Here is a 15328-nt window from a genome sequence, read left to right as displayed (position 1 = left end):
CACAGATGCATGCGCTCGTCCGACCTTGGGTCATGTCCAGCACCAAAGATGACGGGATGCCGAACCCTGCGATCTCTGCAGGGGATCGGATATGGCTCGCATTCCTCACGGCCGTGGCCGCGCTGCCGCCGGAGGTTCGGGCGGCGTTCCTGTTGCACGAGGCTTTCGAGGCGAGCTACGACGAGATCGCATGCGTGCTGGGCCTGCCGGTGGAAACCTGCCGGGACCATGTGGCGCGTGCACGCGCGCATGCAGCAACCCGCATGCAACCGCTTTGCGGCCGGGCAGGGCCTTGTCCATGAATACGATGACCCGCGTCTCCATCGATCGTCCCGATGCACCGTTGGCCAGCTTCTCCGCAAGCTATGCAGGCGTGGTCGCCTTCATCACCGTGGCGACGGAGGGAAGTTTTGCGCGGGCCGCCGACCGGCTGGGCGTGGGCAGGTCGGCGGTCAGCCGGAGCGTGCAGCGCCTGGAAGAACACCTGGGCGCACGGTTGTTTTCCAGAACGACCCGGTCGACGTCCTTGACCAGTGAGGGCGAATTGTTCCTGGCCAATTGCCGCCCCGGCGTCGACCGCATCGTGCAGGCCCTGGATGAGATCCGCGACCTGCGCGATGGACCGCCGCGCGGGCAACTGCGCATCGGCGCCACGCATGCCTTCGGGCGCAAGGTGCTGGCGCCGCTGTTGGGGGAGTTCCGCCTGCGCTATCCGGCCGTTGGTATCGAGTTGCTGCTGGACGAGCGTTCCGTCGACCTGGCGGTCGACCGGATCGACGTGGTGTTCCGCGACGGCCGGCTGGATGACAGCCAACTCATCGCAAAGCAACTGATCCCGATGCAACGGCTGGTGTGCGCGTCACCCGGGTACGCCGGGCGCCACGGCTTGCCGACTTCGCTGGCGGAGCTGGCCACGCACGCCTGCATCAATCGCAGGTTGGCCAATGGGCGCCTTCGTAGTTGGGATTTCAGTGTCGATGGACGCGCGCAGACGGTTTCGCCGGCCGGTGACATCGTGTTGAACGACGACGAACTCATGTTGCAGGCCGTGCTCGAAGGGCAGGGGCTGGCCCAGATGCCGGCCTTCCAGGTCTGCGATCTCCTGCGTCGTGGCCAGCTGGTGTCCTGCCTGCGGCCTTATGCACCGGACGACGGTGGCCACTACCTGTGCTACCTGAGTCGGCAGCAGCTGCCCAAGCGCATCCGCGTCTTCATCGACTTCATCAGCCAGCAGGTGCGATCCCTGGACCTTGGCTGCGCTACACGGGTAGGCCAGCACGGCACGGGTCATGAATCGGATACCCATGCGCCCTGAGGCCACGACATCCACGGATGAGCACGGGCATTGGTGCGTTGCCGGCAACACCGTGCGGACCGTGCGAGGGCTACTTGCGCCTGCTCGACGCTCCTAGCATTTCCCCGCTCGTTGGCCATTGCCGGCGGGCGTTCCCATTTCACTGCATGGATCGAGGTGCAATATGAAGATCGTGGTTATCGGCGGTACCGGACTGATCGGAAGCAAGGTGGTTTCGCGATTGAGCGAGCAGGGACACGAGGTCCTGGCCGCCGCGCCTTCCACGGGCATCGACATCCTCACCGGTGCCGGGCTGGACGACGCCATGGCTGGCACGGACATCGTGGTGGACCTGGCCAATTCTCCTTCGTTCGCGGACGACGCCGTGCTGTCGTTCTTCCAGACCGCAGGCCGCAATGTGCTGGGCGCCGAAACGCGGGCGGGCGTGCGCCACCATGTCGCCTTGTCGGTGGTCGGCACCGCGAAGCTGGTCGAAAGTGGGTATTTCCGCGGCAAGATCGCCCAGGAAGCGTTGATCCGCCAGTCCGGCGTGGCTTACACCATCGTGCACTCGACCCAGTTCCTCGAATTCCTGCCGGGCATCGTCAACGCAGCTGTCGAAGGCGGCCAGGTGCGCCTGTCGCCCGCGCTGATCCAGCCGATCGCTGCCGAAGAAGTGGCTGAGGCTGTGGCGCGTATCGCATTGCAGGCGCCGCAGAACGGCATCGTCGAGATCGCTGGCCCTGAGCGCATGTCGTTATCGGACCTGGCACGGCGTTTCATGGATGCCACCGGTGACCAGCGCGAAGTCGTCAGCGACGCGGATGCGCGTTACTTCGGCGCCAGGCTTCAGCAGGACACGCTCGTTCCATCAGGCATGCCCTGGCTGGGTTCGATCACATTCGACCAGTGGGTAGCGCGATCCGGACTGGCCGGCGCGGCGGCCCATACCTGAAATTCATCGATGGGCTCGCGCCGGCGCCAAGCCGTGCTCCTTGCAGCCCCTCCCGCCTGCACGCACAGGAATGAACATGAAGCTTTACTACTTGCCAGGGGCGTGTTCGCTCGCAGGGCATATCGTCCTGAAGTGGGTGGGTGTGGAACACGACGCCATCCGCATGGACGGGGAATCCATCAAATCGCAGGCCTATCTCGCGTTGAATCCGAGTGGCGTCGTGCCGTTGCTGGTGCACGGGGATTTCGTGCTCTCCGAGAATGTGGCGATCCTGGACTATGTCGCTGCACAGTCCCCTGGGGCCGGCTTGTTTGGTGATGGTGCAAAGGGGCGGGCCCAGACCCTGCGATGGCTCGCCTACCTCAACTCCGATGTGCACGGTGCATTCAAGCCACTCTTCTCACCGGCGCGATTCCTGCCCGGGGAGGCAATGATCGAACCGCTGGCGGAACAGGCGAGGAAACAGGTGCTTGGACACCTGTCCATCCTCGACCGGCAGCTGGAGGGCAAGGCGTGGCTCACTGGCATGCGCTCGGTCGCCGATCCCTACCTCTTCGTCATGCTCAGATGGGCCGCACGCAAGCACATCCCGCTGGATGCGTTCGCCAACCTGCGGCGCTTCATGGAACGCATGTCGGACGATGCCAGCGTGTCCGAAGCGATCGCCCACGAAGAGGGCGAACCGGGGTTGCGAGTCGCCTGAAAGGCGCAGATTCGCCCGGTCTTTCCGCTGCCGCCGCATCCGCTGCGCGCCGCCGTTCCCACACTTCCCGCGCATGGAGTCTGCTGCGATGCACACTGGACATTCCTACAGGATTTCCGAATTCGTCTTCTGGACACGACGGTCGCTCTATGCCCTTGTCGTCCTCAGCATCATCCCGGTGCTGCTCTACCAGATGGCCGGCTACAGGTGGCTGGCAATCCCATGGGGTGTGGTCCTGATGCTGGGTACGACAGTCGCGCTGATGGCTGGGTTCAAGAACACCCAGACCTATAACAGGACATGGGAAGCACAGCGGGTCTGGGCTTCCATCGCTGCAATGAGTCGCCTATGGGGAGCGATGAGTCGCGACTACGTGCCCGATGCCGAGGAGGGCAGGCGACTGGTCTATCGACATCTCGCATGGTTGACCGCACTCCGCTACCAGATGCGTGACAGCAAGGCATGGGAAACGTTGCAGCAAGCGCCCAATGTCGAATACCGGAAGCATTACAGCTTCCCGGAGAAGGAAAGCACGCTTGAAGATGAGCTTTCCAAATACGTGGCCCCGCAGGAGCGAAGCCAGATCCTGGTGTCGCAGGCCAAGGCGGCGCATGTCCTGAGCCTGCAGAGCGAAGCGCTCAAGGCAATGCTCGCGGCAGGTGGGATTCCAGCCAGCTTTTTCGTCGAGTTGCAGAAGATCCTGCGGGAATTCCAGGACCTGCAAGCAAAGAGCGAGCAGATCAAGAACTACCCGTACCCAAGGCAGTACGCCATCGTCAACACGATCTTCGTGAGGATCCTGTGCCTGCTCCTGCCCTTGGGCATGATCAACGAACTCGAACCGCTGAATCGGCTTGTCGACGGGTTCATGGCTGGCCGGATGGTGTGGCTTGCGATCCCGTTGAGCGCCCTGATCTGCTGGATGTACGCAGCGCTGGACCAGGTGGGCGAGAGCAGCGCCAACCCATTCGAAGGCGGTGCAAACGACGTGCCCATCTCGCAGATCTGCGTCTCGCTTGAGGTGGAACTGCGCCAGTTGCTTGGCGAGTTCGACGTTCCGGAGCATGCTGGGCCCAGCAGTCCAATCGTGCTCTGATTGCCAGGGTTTTACGTAAGCCGAGCTGTCGGGCCATCGGCCATCGCCTGGCGGGCAGATTCCCGCGGCAACGGCGCGGGAATCTGCGGACTCATCCCCGTCGCACGGCTAGAACCAGAAGCGCAGGCCGGCGACCCAGCCGTGGTCCAGCGCGGCTTCGTCATGGGCGCGCGCAAGATCAGCGGTGTCGCCGAAACTGCGGCTCCACGCATAGCCCACGTAGGGGGCGAACTGGCGCGTGAATTCATAGCGCAGGCGCAAGCCGGCTTCACCGTCACTCAAGCCCTTGCCGATGCGATTGGCTGGATCGTCCTTGCTGTAGGCGTTGAGCTCCACGCGGGGCGTCAGGATCAGGCGATTGGTCAGCAGCAGTTCGTACTCGCCTTCGAAGCGTGCAGCCAGGCGTCCTTGCTCCCCCGCGTAGACGTGCGCCTCCAGCTCGAACTTGTACGGTGCAAGGCCCATCACACCGATGCCTGCCCACTGCCGCGATGGGCCGGGACCGAAATCGCTGCGCAGCGACACCACGCGGTCCCACCACGGGCCGGTCGCGTGCGACCACTGCAGCTGCACATCGCCCTGTGCCTGTTCGCCGCGGGTCTGTTCGCCTTCGCTGCGCAGCCAGAACTTGTCGAAATTTCCACCGATACCGAAGCGCGCATCCCACGCGGTGCTGCCGCCTTCGACATGCTCCAACCGGTCTGCGCGCAGGACCGCAACCGTGGGGTTGTCGTCCATGTGCAGGGACATGTCCATGCCACCCAGGTCGGGGAATGCGGCAGCCAGTGCTTCGGGTGTCGGCGGGGGCAGCACGGCAGGCGAGGGGGCATGTGCGCCGTGGCCGGCATGACCCATCGCGGCACCGTCCTGCATGTCCATGGGCATGTCCATCGGCATTCCGGCCGGCATCGCATGGCCGGCATGCGGGTCGGATGCCGGTGGCGCCGATTTGGCTTTCGCTGGCTTGGCATGGCTCGATTTTGGCTTGGCCTTCGCTGGGGCACCGGTCTTTTCCGGGCTCGCTGGCGCATGTTGGCTGTGATCCATCGGCATGCTCATGCCGTGGTGGCCAGCGTGCGGATCAGGCTTGCTTGCCTGCGGCTTGGCGGCGGGTTTGGCGACGGGCTTGTTCTTGTCGTCCTGCTTGTTGTCATCCTGCATGGATGACATGTCCATGCCCGGCATGTCCTGCATCTGCATGGCTGAGTGATCGTGTTGCTGGGCCAGGGCATTGCTGCAAATCACGGCCAAGCGCACTGGCCAGCGCCAATCGACAATAGCGGTGCAGGGAACTCATGCGACCTGCACCTCGCGGAACATGCCCAACTCCATGTGCAGCAGCATGTGGCAGTGGAAGGCCCAGCGTCCCAGTGCATCGGCACTGACCCGATAGCTGCGCACGCTGCCCGGCGGCACGCTGACCGTGTGGCGGCGCACCTGGAACTGGCCATCGGCGTCTTCCAGGTCGCTCCACATGCCATGCAGGTGGATCGGGTGTTCCATCATGGTGTCGTTGACCAGCACGATGCGGACGCGTTCGCCATAGTTCAGCCGAACCGGATTGGCCTTGGAAAACGGAATGCCGTCGAAGCCCCAGACATAGCGCTCCATGTTGCCGGTCAGGTGCAGCTGGATGTCGCGCGCAGGTTCGCGCGGATCGGGATCGTCGAAGGTGCTGTGCAGGTCGGCAGCGGTCAAGACGCGCCGCCCATTGCCGCGCAGGCCGATACCAGGATCGTCCTGCGCACGACTGGGTGCCATGGTCTGCATGTCCACGGCGGGATTGTTCGATTCGCTGGCGGGGTGCTGGATGTTCAGTGCATGCACAGGCATGCCGGTCATTCCTGCGCCGTGATCCATGCCAGCCATGCTCGAGTGATCCATGGTGGGCATGTCACTGTGGTTCATGCCGGCGTGGTCCATGTCCATATGGACCTGTGGCGCCGCCGGCATCGCGCCATGCGCCATGCCGCCGTGCATGTCCATGCTCATGCCCATGTCGGCCATCGTCAGGATCGGCCGCGGATCGAGTGCGGGCACCGGTGCCTGCAAGCCAGGGCGGGGCGCCAGGGTGGCGCGCGCGTAGCCGCTGCGATCCATGGCCTGGCAGAACACGGTGTAGGGCTGGTCTTCCTGCGGCTGGACAATCACATCCAGCGTTTCGGCTACGGCGATGCGGAACTCGTCGATGCTGACCGGATGCACCGGCTGGCCATCGGCAGCGACCACGGTCATCTTCAGGCCCGGGATCCGCACATCGAAGAATGTCATCGCCGAGCCATTGATGAAGCGCAGGCGGATGCGTTCGCCACGCTTGAATAGGCCGCTCCAGTTGGCGTCCGGGCTGGCGCCGTTGACCAGGTAGGTATAGGTCAGCCCGGTGACGTCGGCCAGGTCAGTCGGACTCATCCGCATCTGGCCCCACATGCGGCGATCCTGCACGGCGGCCTTGAAACCTTGCTGGCGTGCATCGCGGGCGAAATCACCGACCGTGCGCTTGTGGGCGTTGTAGTAATCCGGCTGCAGTTTCAACTTGCGCACGATGGCGTGCGGGTTCTCGTCGCTCCAGTCGGACAGCAGCAACACGTAGTCACGGTCAGCGGTAACCGGGTCCGGTCCGGCCGGCGCCACGACGATGGCGCCAAAGGCCCCCTTGGCTTCCTGCAGGCTGGAGTGCGCGTGATACCAGTACGTCCCGGACTGCTTCAAGGTGAATCGATAAAGATAGGATTCCGAAGGGCCGATGCCGTGGAAGCTCAGGCCCGGGACGCCGTCCATCACTGCCGGCAGCACGATTCCGTGCCAGTGCAATGAGGTATCCACACCCAGGCGGTTGGTGACTTTCAGGGTGACTTCGTCGCCTTCGCGCCAGTACAGCGTCGGTCCTGGCAACGAGCCATTGACCGCCACGGCCTGGGACGGGCGTCCGGTGATGTTGACCGGTAGCGCGCCGAGGGACAGTTCGAAGTGACTGCCGCGGAGCTCTGGAACCACGGGCGGCGATGACACGGCCTGGCCAACGGAACGCGCCGATACCAAGCCCGGGAACGAAAGCGCCGAAGTCGCCAGTGCCAGACCGCTGCCCGTGACAAACCTGCGCCGCGTCGTTGCGAACCGCCTCGGCTCAAAACCATCCATCGACATCCAACAACTCCAGGCGCAGTAGCAAACGGCAGGCAAGTATGCAGAGTCTGCAGCCAGGTCCAGTCAAGGCGTAAGGGCACATCAAAGATGACGAAGCAGCCATCCGATGCGGTTGATTGACCTGCGTGGATCCAATGTCACCGGGGCAGCATCTGTTTAATTACATAATATACAGACTATGCGATTTCTCGGCGGCATAAGTCGTTGATGCATAAGCCTTTTCAGGCGCCATTCCCGCGACCCCGATCGACACCAGCGCGACCACCGCGGCGGCCGCGCTTAGCCTGTCCAACGCTGTTCTCCACATGGCTTTTTCAGCCTTGCTTGTGGCGCGTTCGGCGTGGATCTCTGCGAGCCAAATTGGAGCGTCCAGCTTCGCCATCGTGCATAGCTCGGCAATGGTGTTGTCCGGTATCGGGTAGCGGTCGTGTCGCCATCCGCTGAGTAGTCCTCTCGTAACGCCCAATCGCTGTGAAAGCACGTTGTCTGATGGCAGCGCGCACGATTCTTTGACTTTGTCAAGCAATTTATTTGCAGCCGTCTGCATAGGTTTTCCTTGACAGTGATGTTCAGGCGCAACTATACAGTCCTCCGTGTGCAGGGATTCCTGCACACCACCGGTACGGGGACCCCAAGCCCCGGCCGGTTTTCTTGGGGCGCTTGGGGCAGGGGAATCGCATGAGCTTTGTCGAAGTCGAAGTCCTTCCGGGCAGCTGGCGCGTTCTTTCCACGAATTGGGGCCGCAACGCTGCTTTTCGTGAGTTGAACTTGCTGCGTCGTGAGTGCGCGGATTGGCTCGCGGGTCGTGTGCTTCGCGTTGTCACTGTCGGCGGTGCCGCATGAGTGACGTGCTGATCTTCCTGGCCTTGATGGGCTCACTGGCATCCATCGCCTTCGGCGTGGTGCTGTTCTTCTCCCGCCTTGCCGCCATCCACGATGCACGCCGCATGGCCGAGTTCCGCATGCAGCGGGATTTCATCGAATGCGCCGCCAAGGTTGTCGCCGCGAAGGTGCTGCCCCGTGTCTGACCTGGTTGCAGTCCTCTTTGCGCGTGCAGACAGCAACTACAAGCTGATGCCGCAATGCGATGTCTACGATTTCGAGCGTGACGCGTTGACTTGGCAGGGTGGGGCGCCTGTCGTCGCGCACCCGCCGTGCCGGGCCTGGGGCAGCTTTCGTGGCCTGGCGAAGCCGCGTGATGGTGAGCGTGACTTGGCATTCTTCGCAGTTGACCAGGTCCGCCGCTTCGGTGGTGTGCTTGAGCATCCGGTGGCTTCGCAGCTGTGGCCGGTAGCCGGCCTTCCCAAGCCTGGTGCGCGTGATGCGTTCGGTGGTTTCACCTGGCCGATTCTGCAATCGGCGTTCGGCCATCGTGCTGATAAGCCGACGTTGTTGTACGTCTGCGGTTGTGAGCCTGGGGATGTGCCGGCTGTGCCGCTTCGGTTGGGCAAGGCCACCCATGTGATTGCGCAGATGCGTACTCGCAAGGATGGAACGCGCATCCGCAAGGGTGATTCGACCTGGCGTCCGGAGGTGTCGAAGGCGGAGCGCGAACATACGCCGCCGCAGCTGGCAGCCTGGCTCGTTGACCTGGCGGTTCGTTGTGGCCAGGCAAAGGCGGTGCGCCATGTCTGATCTGTCTTCTCATGATCGCGCCTCGCTGGCACCCCGCGCCGTTCGTGGGTGTGCTGGTGAAGTAGTACGCACCTTCTCCCGGGCAAACGCAGGAAAAGCGGACGGGCAGGGTGGTGCGGTTGGCCCCAGTAGTAACACGGGCCAAAAGGGTCAGTCGGGCGATAACTGCCTGATCGACTTCCTGACCCTGACGGTCCCTTATGAAACGCTCGAAGAGCGCCGCCTGACGAACCTCGACAACTTGCTCGGAACGCTTTTCGGTTTCAGCGGTGAAGTGAACGCGCTCGCAATCCGCGACAAGCGTTGGCAGCACTACGCCAAGTCCTCGATCTTGGTCGACCGCGATGGCGAAGTGGTGGGTCGTATCGGCCTGGGCGGGAATCGCGATTCGGTGTGTGTGTCGCTCTCCGGCGCCGGCTGCAAGTGGGTGAAGAACTGGCACACCTGCCGCATGCACTTGCAGGACATGAAGGCCCGCATCAGCCGCGTAGACGTGGCACACGATGACTACGAAGGCGAACGCCTGGACGTGCATGCGCTTCGCGCGGCTGCCCAGCGTGGCGAGTTCGCCGAAGGTGGCTGCCCGCCGCGTCATCGCTTCTTGAGCGATGAGGGCTACAACACCGGGAACACGCTCTACGTAGGCGCCAAGGGCCACAAGGAGCTGTGCGTCTACGAGAAAGGCAAACAGCTAGGGGACAAGTTCTCCAGGTGGGTGCGCGCTGAGGTGCGCCTGTACGGCAAGCACATGTCCATCCCGTTTGATGTCCTGACATCACCGGGCGACTACCTGCGCGGCAGCTACGGCGTGCTGCGCGATCTCATCACTGGCCTGTGTTCCCGTCTCGCGACAACGCGCAAGACGGTCGAAGCATCGGGCCTCGCAATGGTGCGTTGGGCCAAGCGTCAGATCGGTCCGACCCTTAACGTTCTCAGGGGCGCCTTCCATGACTCATGGGGCGAATTTCTGGAAACCCACGTCGTCCGCGAAGGTCACCCCGGGCGTTTCCGTGGCATCCCAAAGGGTGAACCACTAGAGCGCATGTTGCGCGAGGAATTGTCATGCCTATCTGCTGCGTGAAGACCGCCCAGGTCGAAGAGGAATTGAACAACAAGACCAAGACCATCATGCGTAGCCAGACCGTTGGTCTGGACCTGGGCAATGGTTTCGAACTGCCGTTCCGTGTCGGCCTGGGTAGCCGTCCTGCGTACACCCCGGGCGAGTACGACATCGACCCGAAGAGCTTCGCGCTGGGCCCGTTCGGCGACCTGACGTTGAAGCGTTACGTCGATCTGGTGCCGCTGAGTCACAAAGCCGTTCCGGCGAAGGGCTGACGCATGACGGTCTGGGTGCTGTCGTGTGCCGATGCTGATCTGGATGTCAGCACTCAGACCTGTGCGTCTCCGATTTACACCCCGCAGGTCGTCGCGCTGCCGACGATGACCATCGCGGATGCCCAGGCCATCGGGCAAGCCATTGCGCTGTTGTGGGCTGTGGCGTTCGTCTTTCGGCAGATTCGCAAGTTCATCAATCAGGCCAACTAGGGCAATTCCGCCCAGGCCGTCAGGAGAGAGAAATCATGTTCAAGAGCCTTCGCAACAAGCTGCCGGCCCTGGCCGGTCTGGCCGTCGCCACTACCGCCACCGTACCCGCGTTCGCGGCTGTCGATGTTGCCGAAGTGGTGACCGAGATCAGCGGCGCGGCTGCCCCGATTGCTGCCATCGGCGGCGCGGTGCTGGTCGTGATGGTCGGCATCAAGGTCTACAAGTGGGTGCGTCGCGCGATGTAACCACTGCCGGCGCGTTGGGTCCGATACCCGCGCGCCGGTTTCTTTTTCGGACGGCATAAAGGGGTGCGACGTGGAGGGATGGATTTGGTTGGGTGCCTTCGTTGCAGCCCTGTATATCGTTTTCGGCGGGGATGACTGATGCGCTGGCTTGCTCGCATCTTCGTGAGCGCGGTTGCGCGTCGTTTGGCACTGGTTGTTGTAGCGCTGCTGTTTGCGGCTCTCGGCCTTGGTACGGCTCGCGCGTCTACGTGTTCGTCTAGTGTTGATGTCATTTCTCAGGTATGCGATGACCAGGGTGCCGCATTTGCTGCGGCAAATTCGCTTACTTCTAAACTGGTCGCTGCTGCTAATAGTGGTGCGACTGGTTGGTGTGCTGGTGCTGTGGTGTTGACTGGCAATAGTTATCAAGCAGCTGTTGTCCCTTGCGGCTCTACGGCTCGGTATAACGTCCGCACTCGGTCTTGGGTTGAGGGGAAGACTTGTTTAAGTCGCTCCAACGCATCGCATCTTGGCTATACATTTCGCGCCGGTTCTACTCAGTGCGTGAACGGCTGTACTACTTCATGGGCGCCTAACGAGGGTGGTGGCTCTACAGGGATCGCGACTGGTGCGACCTGTGACAATGCCAATTGGACATGTCCAGATGGGAGCGAGGGATCTGCGGTTATTCCTGGGCCTGACGACTCTGAGGCTTGTGAACCTCTTGTTCCGGAGTGCCCGGATGGTCAGACCAAGGTCGATGGCGTCTGCAAGAAGGCCGAGACGTGTCCCTCTGGGCAGCACACAAATTCCAAGGATGAGTGCGAAAACGACAATGACGTGTGTCCCGCTGGCACCACGAAAGGCCCGGACGGGTCGTGTGTCAAAAATGATTCTTGCGGCCTCGGCAAGGCGTTGGGCAAGGACGGCACGTGTAAAGCCGATGTCGATGGTGATGGCGTCGCCGATAGTGATGCGGACGAGGATGGCGACCCGGATTCGGATAAGCCATCGTTTAGCGGTGGCGATGGGTGCGACGCGCCGCCATCGTGCCAGGGCGACGCCATCGCCTGCGGTCAGGCTCGCATTCAGTGGCGAATCGATTGCAATACGCGCAATGACACCAAGATCACGGGCGGTGCGTGCGGTGCGCTGCCCGTGTGCACGGGGCGCAACTGTAAGGCCGATGAGTACGCCCAGCTGATCATGCAGTGGCGTGCTGCGTGCGCCTTGGAAAAGATGGCTGACGGTGAGGGGAGTGGCATCACCGACCCGAATACCAAGAAGATCGCCGATGCGATCACTTCGGGTGGCGACATGGGCGAGGAAGGTTCGCCCGATGCTGCGTTCGCCGATGGTGATGGTACTGGCGGCAGCAATGGTGCAGGCGGTGAGGCAGGGGAGTTGGACGATAGCGGGTTCGGCTGGACCAGCAGTTGCCCGACCATCCCGGACGTGAGTGTCATGGGGCAAAGCATTCATTTCGACACGTCCGTGTTCTGCAGCTGGGTCAACCTGGGCGGTCAGCTCGTCATCATTTTTGCCACCTTGCTCTGCCTGCGGATCATCAGCGGCGGATCGGAGACATAGCCATGCCGGTCGTTTGGGGATTACTCGTTTCCGCCTTCGGGTGGCTTATCAAATCGCGCATCGGTCTGTGGATCATGACCGCGATGGCGTGGCTCGGGATCAACTGGGGCACATTGAAGATCGTGGTTGAACCTGCGATGGATGCGCTCACCAATGCAGCGCATTCGTTCGGCAGCGGGTCGGGCACGATGGGCGCAACGGCTGTTGCATGGGCTGGCGTCTTGAAGCTCGACAAGGCATTGACGATGGTCATTTCGGCCTACGCGACCAAGCACAGTATTCTGCAGGGCAGGTTGTTCCTGTTCAAAAAGGGCTTCGGTGCCAAGCCTCCGGTAAAGGCCGTCTGACATGCCAATCGAGATCTACACCGGCAAGCCCGGTAACGGAAAAACCGCGCTCATGATGGAGCGCTTGATGGCGGCAGCGAAGGCAGCGGATAGGCCTATTTTCGCGGGCGGCATCGACGGCCTGCAGCCAGGGCTGGCAACCGTTCTGAAAGACCCGAAGGAGTGGAACGCCATTCGACCTGGGCACGTCTGCCGCTGCCATGACACGGAGGACGATTCGGGCTGCGACGCCCATGTGGTCCCGAATGGCTCTCTTATCTTCATTGACGAGGCGTGGAAGTGGTTTGGGCATCTGCACGACGCCAGCCGGCAGGCGACGCCTGCACATGTGCTTGGCCTGGCCGAGCATCGGCATCGCGGGATCGACATGGTCTGGACCTCTCAGGGGCCGAACCAGATTTATCCGTTTGCGCGCCCGTTGATCGCTGACCATTTCCACACGGTGCGCAAGTTCGGCACCACGATCATCGAGGTGTTCCATTGGCAGGAATTGCAGGAGGACGTGAAGTCGCAGGCAAAGCGCGAGCTTGCCCAGGCCACGACCCGGACAATCCCGGCCAGCACCTACGGTGCATACAAGTCGGCCGAAGTGCACACGATCAAACGCAAGATCCCGTTGAAGGTTCTCGCGCTGCCGCTGCTGGCGGTCCTCGCCATCGCCTGCGGGTGGTTTGGTTACGCCCGCCTCAAGCCATCCACCTTTGCCGGCACATTGGGAGCCGATCAGACGCACAGGACGGAGCCCGGCTTGCCGGGCCCGGCCACTGCGGATGAGTCGGCCTCAGCTGCCGCCAAGGATGTTCGCCCTCAGCCGAAATGGAAGAACCTCACCGAGTACGCGCAAGACCACCTGCCGCGGTTTGGTACGGCGCCCTGGACGGCGGTTATCTACGATGAGCGTGGCGTCACCGCTGATCCCCAGGTGTTCTGCATGGCGAGTCGGGCCGGTCTGGATGCGGACGGCCAACATAGCGAAGGCGGATGTCATTGCATCACCGAGCAGGCGACCGTCTATGAACTGGATGAAGCGCAGTGCCGCCGCGTGGCGCGTCTGGGCATGCCCTACAACCCGTACAAGCAGCCGAACCAGCAGCGCCAGGACGTGCCCGCGCAGGCCGTCCAGCAGCCGCCGCAGGGTGGGGCGGCGGTCGGTGCCGGGTCGGTCATCACCGGCAAGCAGATGGCGACCTATGGCGATATCGGCGTGGCACCCAAGCAGGTCGTTTACAGTTCGATGTGATCTAGCACGGGTCGTTGTAGACCTGTGCCCAGCCGTTTTCCAGCCTTCGGAACCGCTCGCCTTTGATGCAGCGTTCGCCGTCTGAAAGGGGTCTGTGTGGGCGCTGGTGCCATCGTTGTGCCGCTGGGGCGCGTATTTCTTCGACGGTGCGCTCTAGTTGCTTCACGATTGGGGCAGTCGCTTTTTCGTTCTCGTTTGCTATGTAAGCGCCCATCATCAGGGCCAGCACTCCGGCGACTGCGCCGGTCATCATCTGCCCGACAAAGATGCCCAGGGCGATTTGCCACCAAAGATCGTCCCGCTGCTTGACCGGTGGCGGCCTGCGGTATTCCCGTTCGAATTCCATGTCGTCCCCCTGAAAGGCGCGATCCTAGCAGGGGTGCAGGGGCGTGCCCCTGCGGGGACGCCGTTATCCTCGTTGGACGCGCCTAGCGCACGACAGGCGCCGCCGATGGGCCAGTCGGGATCGCAGCGTGGTCACCACTGCCGAACGGCTTTCAGCGGCTTCCTGTGCGGCCTCGTCCATCATCAGGCGCCATTCCTGCGCGAGGTTGCAGGTGAGCGACAGCCAGCGCAGGTCGACCGGGTCGAAGCGTCGGCCCTCTGGCGTGACCAGGAAGCCGGCCTCAAACGAAAAACCGGCCCAGGGGCCGGTCAGATTTCGATCCTTCATGCGGTGAGCATCCGTTGCGGTTTGGGCCAGGGGCGCCGCAGGTTCCGTGCCACCCAGTGCTTGAACATAATATACATTATGCGAAATTACGTCTGGCCCGCATTGATGGAATGGCTGGCACTGAAATTGCGGCTACGGAAGAGTTGTCGGGAATTTCCAATGATGTCGTCTTAGCCGATATCCCTTCGCGCCTTTGATTCATAAGGGATTTCTTCGTAGAAAACGACACGATTGGCGCACATCTTTTCTACTCTTTGCAAACGGCCCTAACCCCTGATCTATATCAATCAATGACTTAAAAGTACGACGCGATATGGCATTAGCTGGTCTAGCAACCTGCTACGACACGATCAAATGTCAGGTTGCGGCATACAGTCGCCAAGGTTGTGCTCGGGCCTGCTCCGTATCAGAATCGATGCCATGACGCGCAATGAGGCCCTCATCCAAGCCATTGAGTTCGACATGATGCATTACCATCGTCAACGCTTCGCTCAACTGGCGGGCCTTCAGATGCAAATGTTGCGAGAGGCAAAAGACCTTTCGACTGCCAACCAAGAACGCCTAGAGGCGCTACGAAGCGCCATGGTAGAAACGGCCCGCAACATGCTGAACACTGCACTCACCACCGAGGATGTGATTGAGCCTCTCCGCGTAGGTGTGGACATCTGCGCCATCAACTATGCGGACGCTTTAATGGCCGACCCGGCTAATCACCGTGAACCTTGATCCGCAGTATTAAATGATTGCTGATCAGATCTTGTGAGTCACTCGGCTGCGCCTCGCAATTACTGGTGCGCAGTGCACTCGTGGATGGTTCACCAACGCACTCCCGGTGTTCGTTTACCGCAGTCAAGGGTGCTCGTCGTTGGGGAGTCGCGCTAA

General features: G+C 62.1%; 20 protein-coding genes. 15 read left to right on the top strand and 5 right to left on the bottom strand.

From position 1 onward, the window contains the following. The first annotated feature begins 32 nt into the window (after window positions 1-32). The 5 genes from O8I58_RS03475 (at window position 33) to O8I58_RS03455 (ending at window position 4048) form a co-directional block, all read left to right on the top strand. On the top strand, window positions 33-302 hold the full coding sequence (locus tag O8I58_RS03475; protein ID WP_298320725.1) for a sigma-70 region 4 domain-containing protein: 270 nt from the start codon (window positions 33-35) through the stop codon (window positions 300-302). Further along, entirely contained in the window at window positions 299-1315 is a 1017-nt protein-coding gene (locus O8I58_RS03470; RefSeq protein ID WP_298320723.1) for a LysR family transcriptional regulator, read from the top strand. The genes O8I58_RS03475 and O8I58_RS03470 overlap by 4 nt, the downstream gene beginning before the upstream one ends. 163 nt (window positions 1316-1478) lie before the next feature. Continuing rightward, entirely contained in the window at window positions 1479-2249 is a 771-nt protein-coding gene (locus tag O8I58_RS03465; protein WP_298320721.1) for an SDR family oxidoreductase, read from the top strand. 76 nt (window positions 2250-2325) lie between these two features. Continuing rightward, window positions 2326-2952, top strand: a complete 627-nt coding sequence (locus O8I58_RS03460) for a glutathione S-transferase family protein (RefSeq protein ID WP_298320719.1) — start codon at window positions 2326-2328, stop codon at window positions 2950-2952. A gap of 88 nt (window positions 2953-3040) precedes the next feature. Then, window positions 3041-4048, top strand: coding sequence for a bestrophin family protein (locus tag O8I58_RS03455; RefSeq protein ID WP_298320718.1), 1008 nt, complete (start codon window positions 3041-3043; stop codon window positions 4046-4048). A gap of 108 nt (window positions 4049-4156) precedes the next feature. On the opposite strand, the gene O8I58_RS03450 is transcribed toward O8I58_RS03455, so the two are convergent. The 3 genes from O8I58_RS03450 to O8I58_RS03440 form a co-directional block, all read right to left on the bottom strand. After that, entirely contained in the window at window positions 4157-5248 is a 1092-nt protein-coding gene (locus O8I58_RS03450; RefSeq protein WP_298320717.1) for a copper resistance protein B, read from the bottom strand. Window positions 5249-5341: 93 nt separating this feature from the next. Beyond that, window positions 5342-7186: a copper resistance system multicopper oxidase gene (locus O8I58_RS03445; RefSeq protein ID WP_298322691.1), complete on the bottom strand. Its 1845-nt coding sequence runs from the start codon at window positions 7184-7186 to the stop codon at window positions 5342-5344. A 166-nt stretch (window positions 7187-7352) separates the two neighbouring features. Beyond that, complete coding sequence (locus O8I58_RS03440) at window positions 7353-7739, bottom strand: DUF3693 domain-containing protein (RefSeq protein ID WP_298320716.1); 387 nt, start codon at window positions 7737-7739, stop codon at window positions 7353-7355. Window positions 7740-8031: 292 nt separating this feature from the next. Here O8I58_RS03440 and O8I58_RS03435 point away from each other — a divergent pair, with 292 nt between their 5' ends. The 9 genes from O8I58_RS03435 to O8I58_RS03395 all read left to right on the top strand — a co-directional run bounded on the left by O8I58_RS03435 (window position 8032) and on the right by O8I58_RS03395 (window position 13773). Continuing rightward, window positions 8032-8220, top strand: a complete 189-nt coding sequence (locus tag O8I58_RS03435; protein ID WP_298320714.1) for a hypothetical protein — start codon at window positions 8032-8034, stop codon at window positions 8218-8220. Further along, entirely contained in the window at window positions 8213-8827 is a 615-nt protein-coding gene (locus tag O8I58_RS03430; protein ID WP_298320712.1) for a hypothetical protein, read from the top strand. Before O8I58_RS03435 ends, O8I58_RS03430 begins: the two co-directional genes overlap by 8 nt. Then, window positions 8820-9908, top strand: coding sequence for a replication initiation factor domain-containing protein (locus O8I58_RS03425; RefSeq protein WP_298320710.1), 1089 nt, complete (start codon window positions 8820-8822; stop codon window positions 9906-9908). Before O8I58_RS03430 ends, O8I58_RS03425 begins: the two co-directional genes overlap by 8 nt. After that, window positions 9890-10162, top strand: coding sequence for a single-stranded DNA-binding protein (locus O8I58_RS03420; protein ID WP_298320707.1), 273 nt, complete (start codon window positions 9890-9892; stop codon window positions 10160-10162). Before O8I58_RS03425 ends, O8I58_RS03420 begins: the two co-directional genes overlap by 19 nt. A gap of 3 nt (window positions 10163-10165) precedes the next feature. Next, entirely contained in the window at window positions 10166-10372 is a 207-nt protein-coding gene (locus tag O8I58_RS03415; protein WP_298320705.1) for a hypothetical protein, read from the top strand. A 35-nt stretch (window positions 10373-10407) separates the two neighbouring features. After that, window positions 10408-10617 carry a major capsid protein gene (locus tag O8I58_RS03410; protein ID WP_298320703.1) on the top strand — a complete coding sequence of 70 codons (210 nt, stop codon included), beginning with the start codon at window positions 10408-10410 and terminating at the stop codon, window positions 10615-10617. A gap of 894 nt (window positions 10618-11511) precedes the next feature. Continuing rightward, complete coding sequence (locus O8I58_RS03405; protein WP_298320701.1) at window positions 11512-12186, top strand: virulence factor TspB C-terminal domain-related protein; 675 nt, start codon at window positions 11512-11514, stop codon at window positions 12184-12186. 2 nt (window positions 12187-12188) lie between these two features. Next, complete coding sequence (locus O8I58_RS03400; protein WP_298320699.1) at window positions 12189-12533, top strand: DUF2523 family protein; 345 nt, start codon at window positions 12189-12191, stop codon at window positions 12531-12533. A gap of 1 nt (window position 12534) precedes the next feature. After that, window positions 12535-13773 (top strand): zonular occludens toxin domain-containing protein, encoded by a 1239-nt coding sequence (locus tag O8I58_RS03395; protein ID WP_298320697.1) that lies wholly within the window; start codon window positions 12535-12537, stop codon window positions 13771-13773. 1 nt (window position 13774) lies between these two features. On the opposite strand, the gene O8I58_RS03390 is transcribed toward O8I58_RS03395, so the two are convergent. Both O8I58_RS03390 and O8I58_RS03385 read right to left on the bottom strand, forming a co-directional pair. Next, window positions 13775-14119 carry a chloride channel protein gene (locus O8I58_RS03390; protein ID WP_298320695.1) on the bottom strand — a complete coding sequence of 115 codons (345 nt, stop codon included), beginning with the start codon at window positions 14117-14119 and terminating at the stop codon, window positions 13775-13777. Between the two features lie 63 nt (window positions 14120-14182). Further along, window positions 14183-14446, bottom strand: a complete 264-nt coding sequence (locus tag O8I58_RS03385) for a DUF3653 domain-containing protein (RefSeq protein ID WP_298320693.1) — start codon at window positions 14444-14446, stop codon at window positions 14183-14185. A gap of 420 nt (window positions 14447-14866) precedes the next feature. Between O8I58_RS03385 and O8I58_RS03380 the strand changes: the two genes are divergently transcribed. After that, complete coding sequence (locus tag O8I58_RS03380; RefSeq protein WP_298320691.1) at window positions 14867-15172, top strand: hypothetical protein; 306 nt, start codon at window positions 14867-14869, stop codon at window positions 15170-15172. The last annotated feature ends 156 nt before the right edge of the window (window positions 15173-15328 follow it).

It is taken from the genome of Pseudoxanthomonas sp. (assembly GCF_027498035.1).
Taxonomy (GTDB): domain Bacteria; phylum Pseudomonadota; class Gammaproteobacteria; order Xanthomonadales; family Xanthomonadaceae; genus Pseudoxanthomonas_A.
The sequence above is the reverse complement of the archived record's forward strand: the minus strand, read 5'-3'. Positions and strand labels throughout refer to the sequence as shown.

Excerpts from the sequence above, each read along its gene's own strand:
- O8I58_RS03445 (WP_298322691.1), bottom strand. The coding sequence starts at position 7,186 with ATGGATGGTTTTGAGCCGAGGCGGTTCGCAACGACGCGGCGCAGGTTT.
- O8I58_RS03465 (WP_298320721.1), top strand. The coding sequence starts at position 1,479 with ATGAAGATCGTGGTTATCGGCGGTACCGGACTGATCGGAAGCAAGGTG.
- O8I58_RS03395 (WP_298320697.1), top strand. The coding sequence starts at position 12,535 with ATGCCAATCGAGATCTACACCGGCAAGCCCGGTAACGGAAAAACCGCG.
- O8I58_RS03460 (WP_298320719.1), top strand. The coding sequence starts at position 2,326 with ATGAAGCTTTACTACTTGCCAGGGGCGTGTTCGCTCGCAGGGCATATC.
- O8I58_RS03470 (WP_298320723.1), top strand. The coding sequence starts at position 299 with ATGAATACGATGACCCGCGTCTCCATCGATCGTCCCGATGCACCGTTG.
- O8I58_RS03385 (WP_298320693.1), bottom strand. The coding sequence starts at position 14,446 with ATGAAGGATCGAAATCTGACCGGCCCCTGGGCCGGTTTTTCGTTTGAG.
- O8I58_RS03415 (WP_298320705.1), top strand. The coding sequence starts at position 10,166 with ATGACGGTCTGGGTGCTGTCGTGTGCCGATGCTGATCTGGATGTCAGC.
- O8I58_RS03440 (WP_298320716.1), bottom strand. The coding sequence starts at position 7,739 with ATGCAGACGGCTGCAAATAAATTGCTTGACAAAGTCAAAGAATCGTGC.
- O8I58_RS03420 (WP_298320707.1), top strand. The coding sequence starts at position 9,890 with ATGCCTATCTGCTGCGTGAAGACCGCCCAGGTCGAAGAGGAATTGAAC.
- O8I58_RS03410 (WP_298320703.1), top strand. The coding sequence starts at position 10,408 with ATGTTCAAGAGCCTTCGCAACAAGCTGCCGGCCCTGGCCGGTCTGGCC.
- O8I58_RS03450 (WP_298320717.1), bottom strand. The coding sequence starts at position 5,248 with ATGCAGATGCAGGACATGCCGGGCATGGACATGTCATCCATGCAGGAT.
- O8I58_RS03475 (WP_298320725.1), top strand. The coding sequence starts at position 33 with ATGTCCAGCACCAAAGATGACGGGATGCCGAACCCTGCGATCTCTGCA.
- O8I58_RS03400 (WP_298320699.1), top strand. The coding sequence starts at position 12,189 with ATGCCGGTCGTTTGGGGATTACTCGTTTCCGCCTTCGGGTGGCTTATC.
- O8I58_RS03380 (WP_298320691.1), top strand. The coding sequence starts at position 14,867 with ATGACGCGCAATGAGGCCCTCATCCAAGCCATTGAGTTCGACATGATG.
- O8I58_RS03455 (WP_298320718.1), top strand. The coding sequence starts at position 3,041 with ATGCACACTGGACATTCCTACAGGATTTCCGAATTCGTCTTCTGGACA.
- O8I58_RS03435 (WP_298320714.1), top strand. The coding sequence starts at position 8,032 with ATGAGTGACGTGCTGATCTTCCTGGCCTTGATGGGCTCACTGGCATCC.
- O8I58_RS03390 (WP_298320695.1), bottom strand. The coding sequence starts at position 14,119 with ATGGAATTCGAACGGGAATACCGCAGGCCGCCACCGGTCAAGCAGCGG.
- O8I58_RS03425 (WP_298320710.1), top strand. The coding sequence starts at position 8,820 with ATGTCTGATCTGTCTTCTCATGATCGCGCCTCGCTGGCACCCCGCGCC.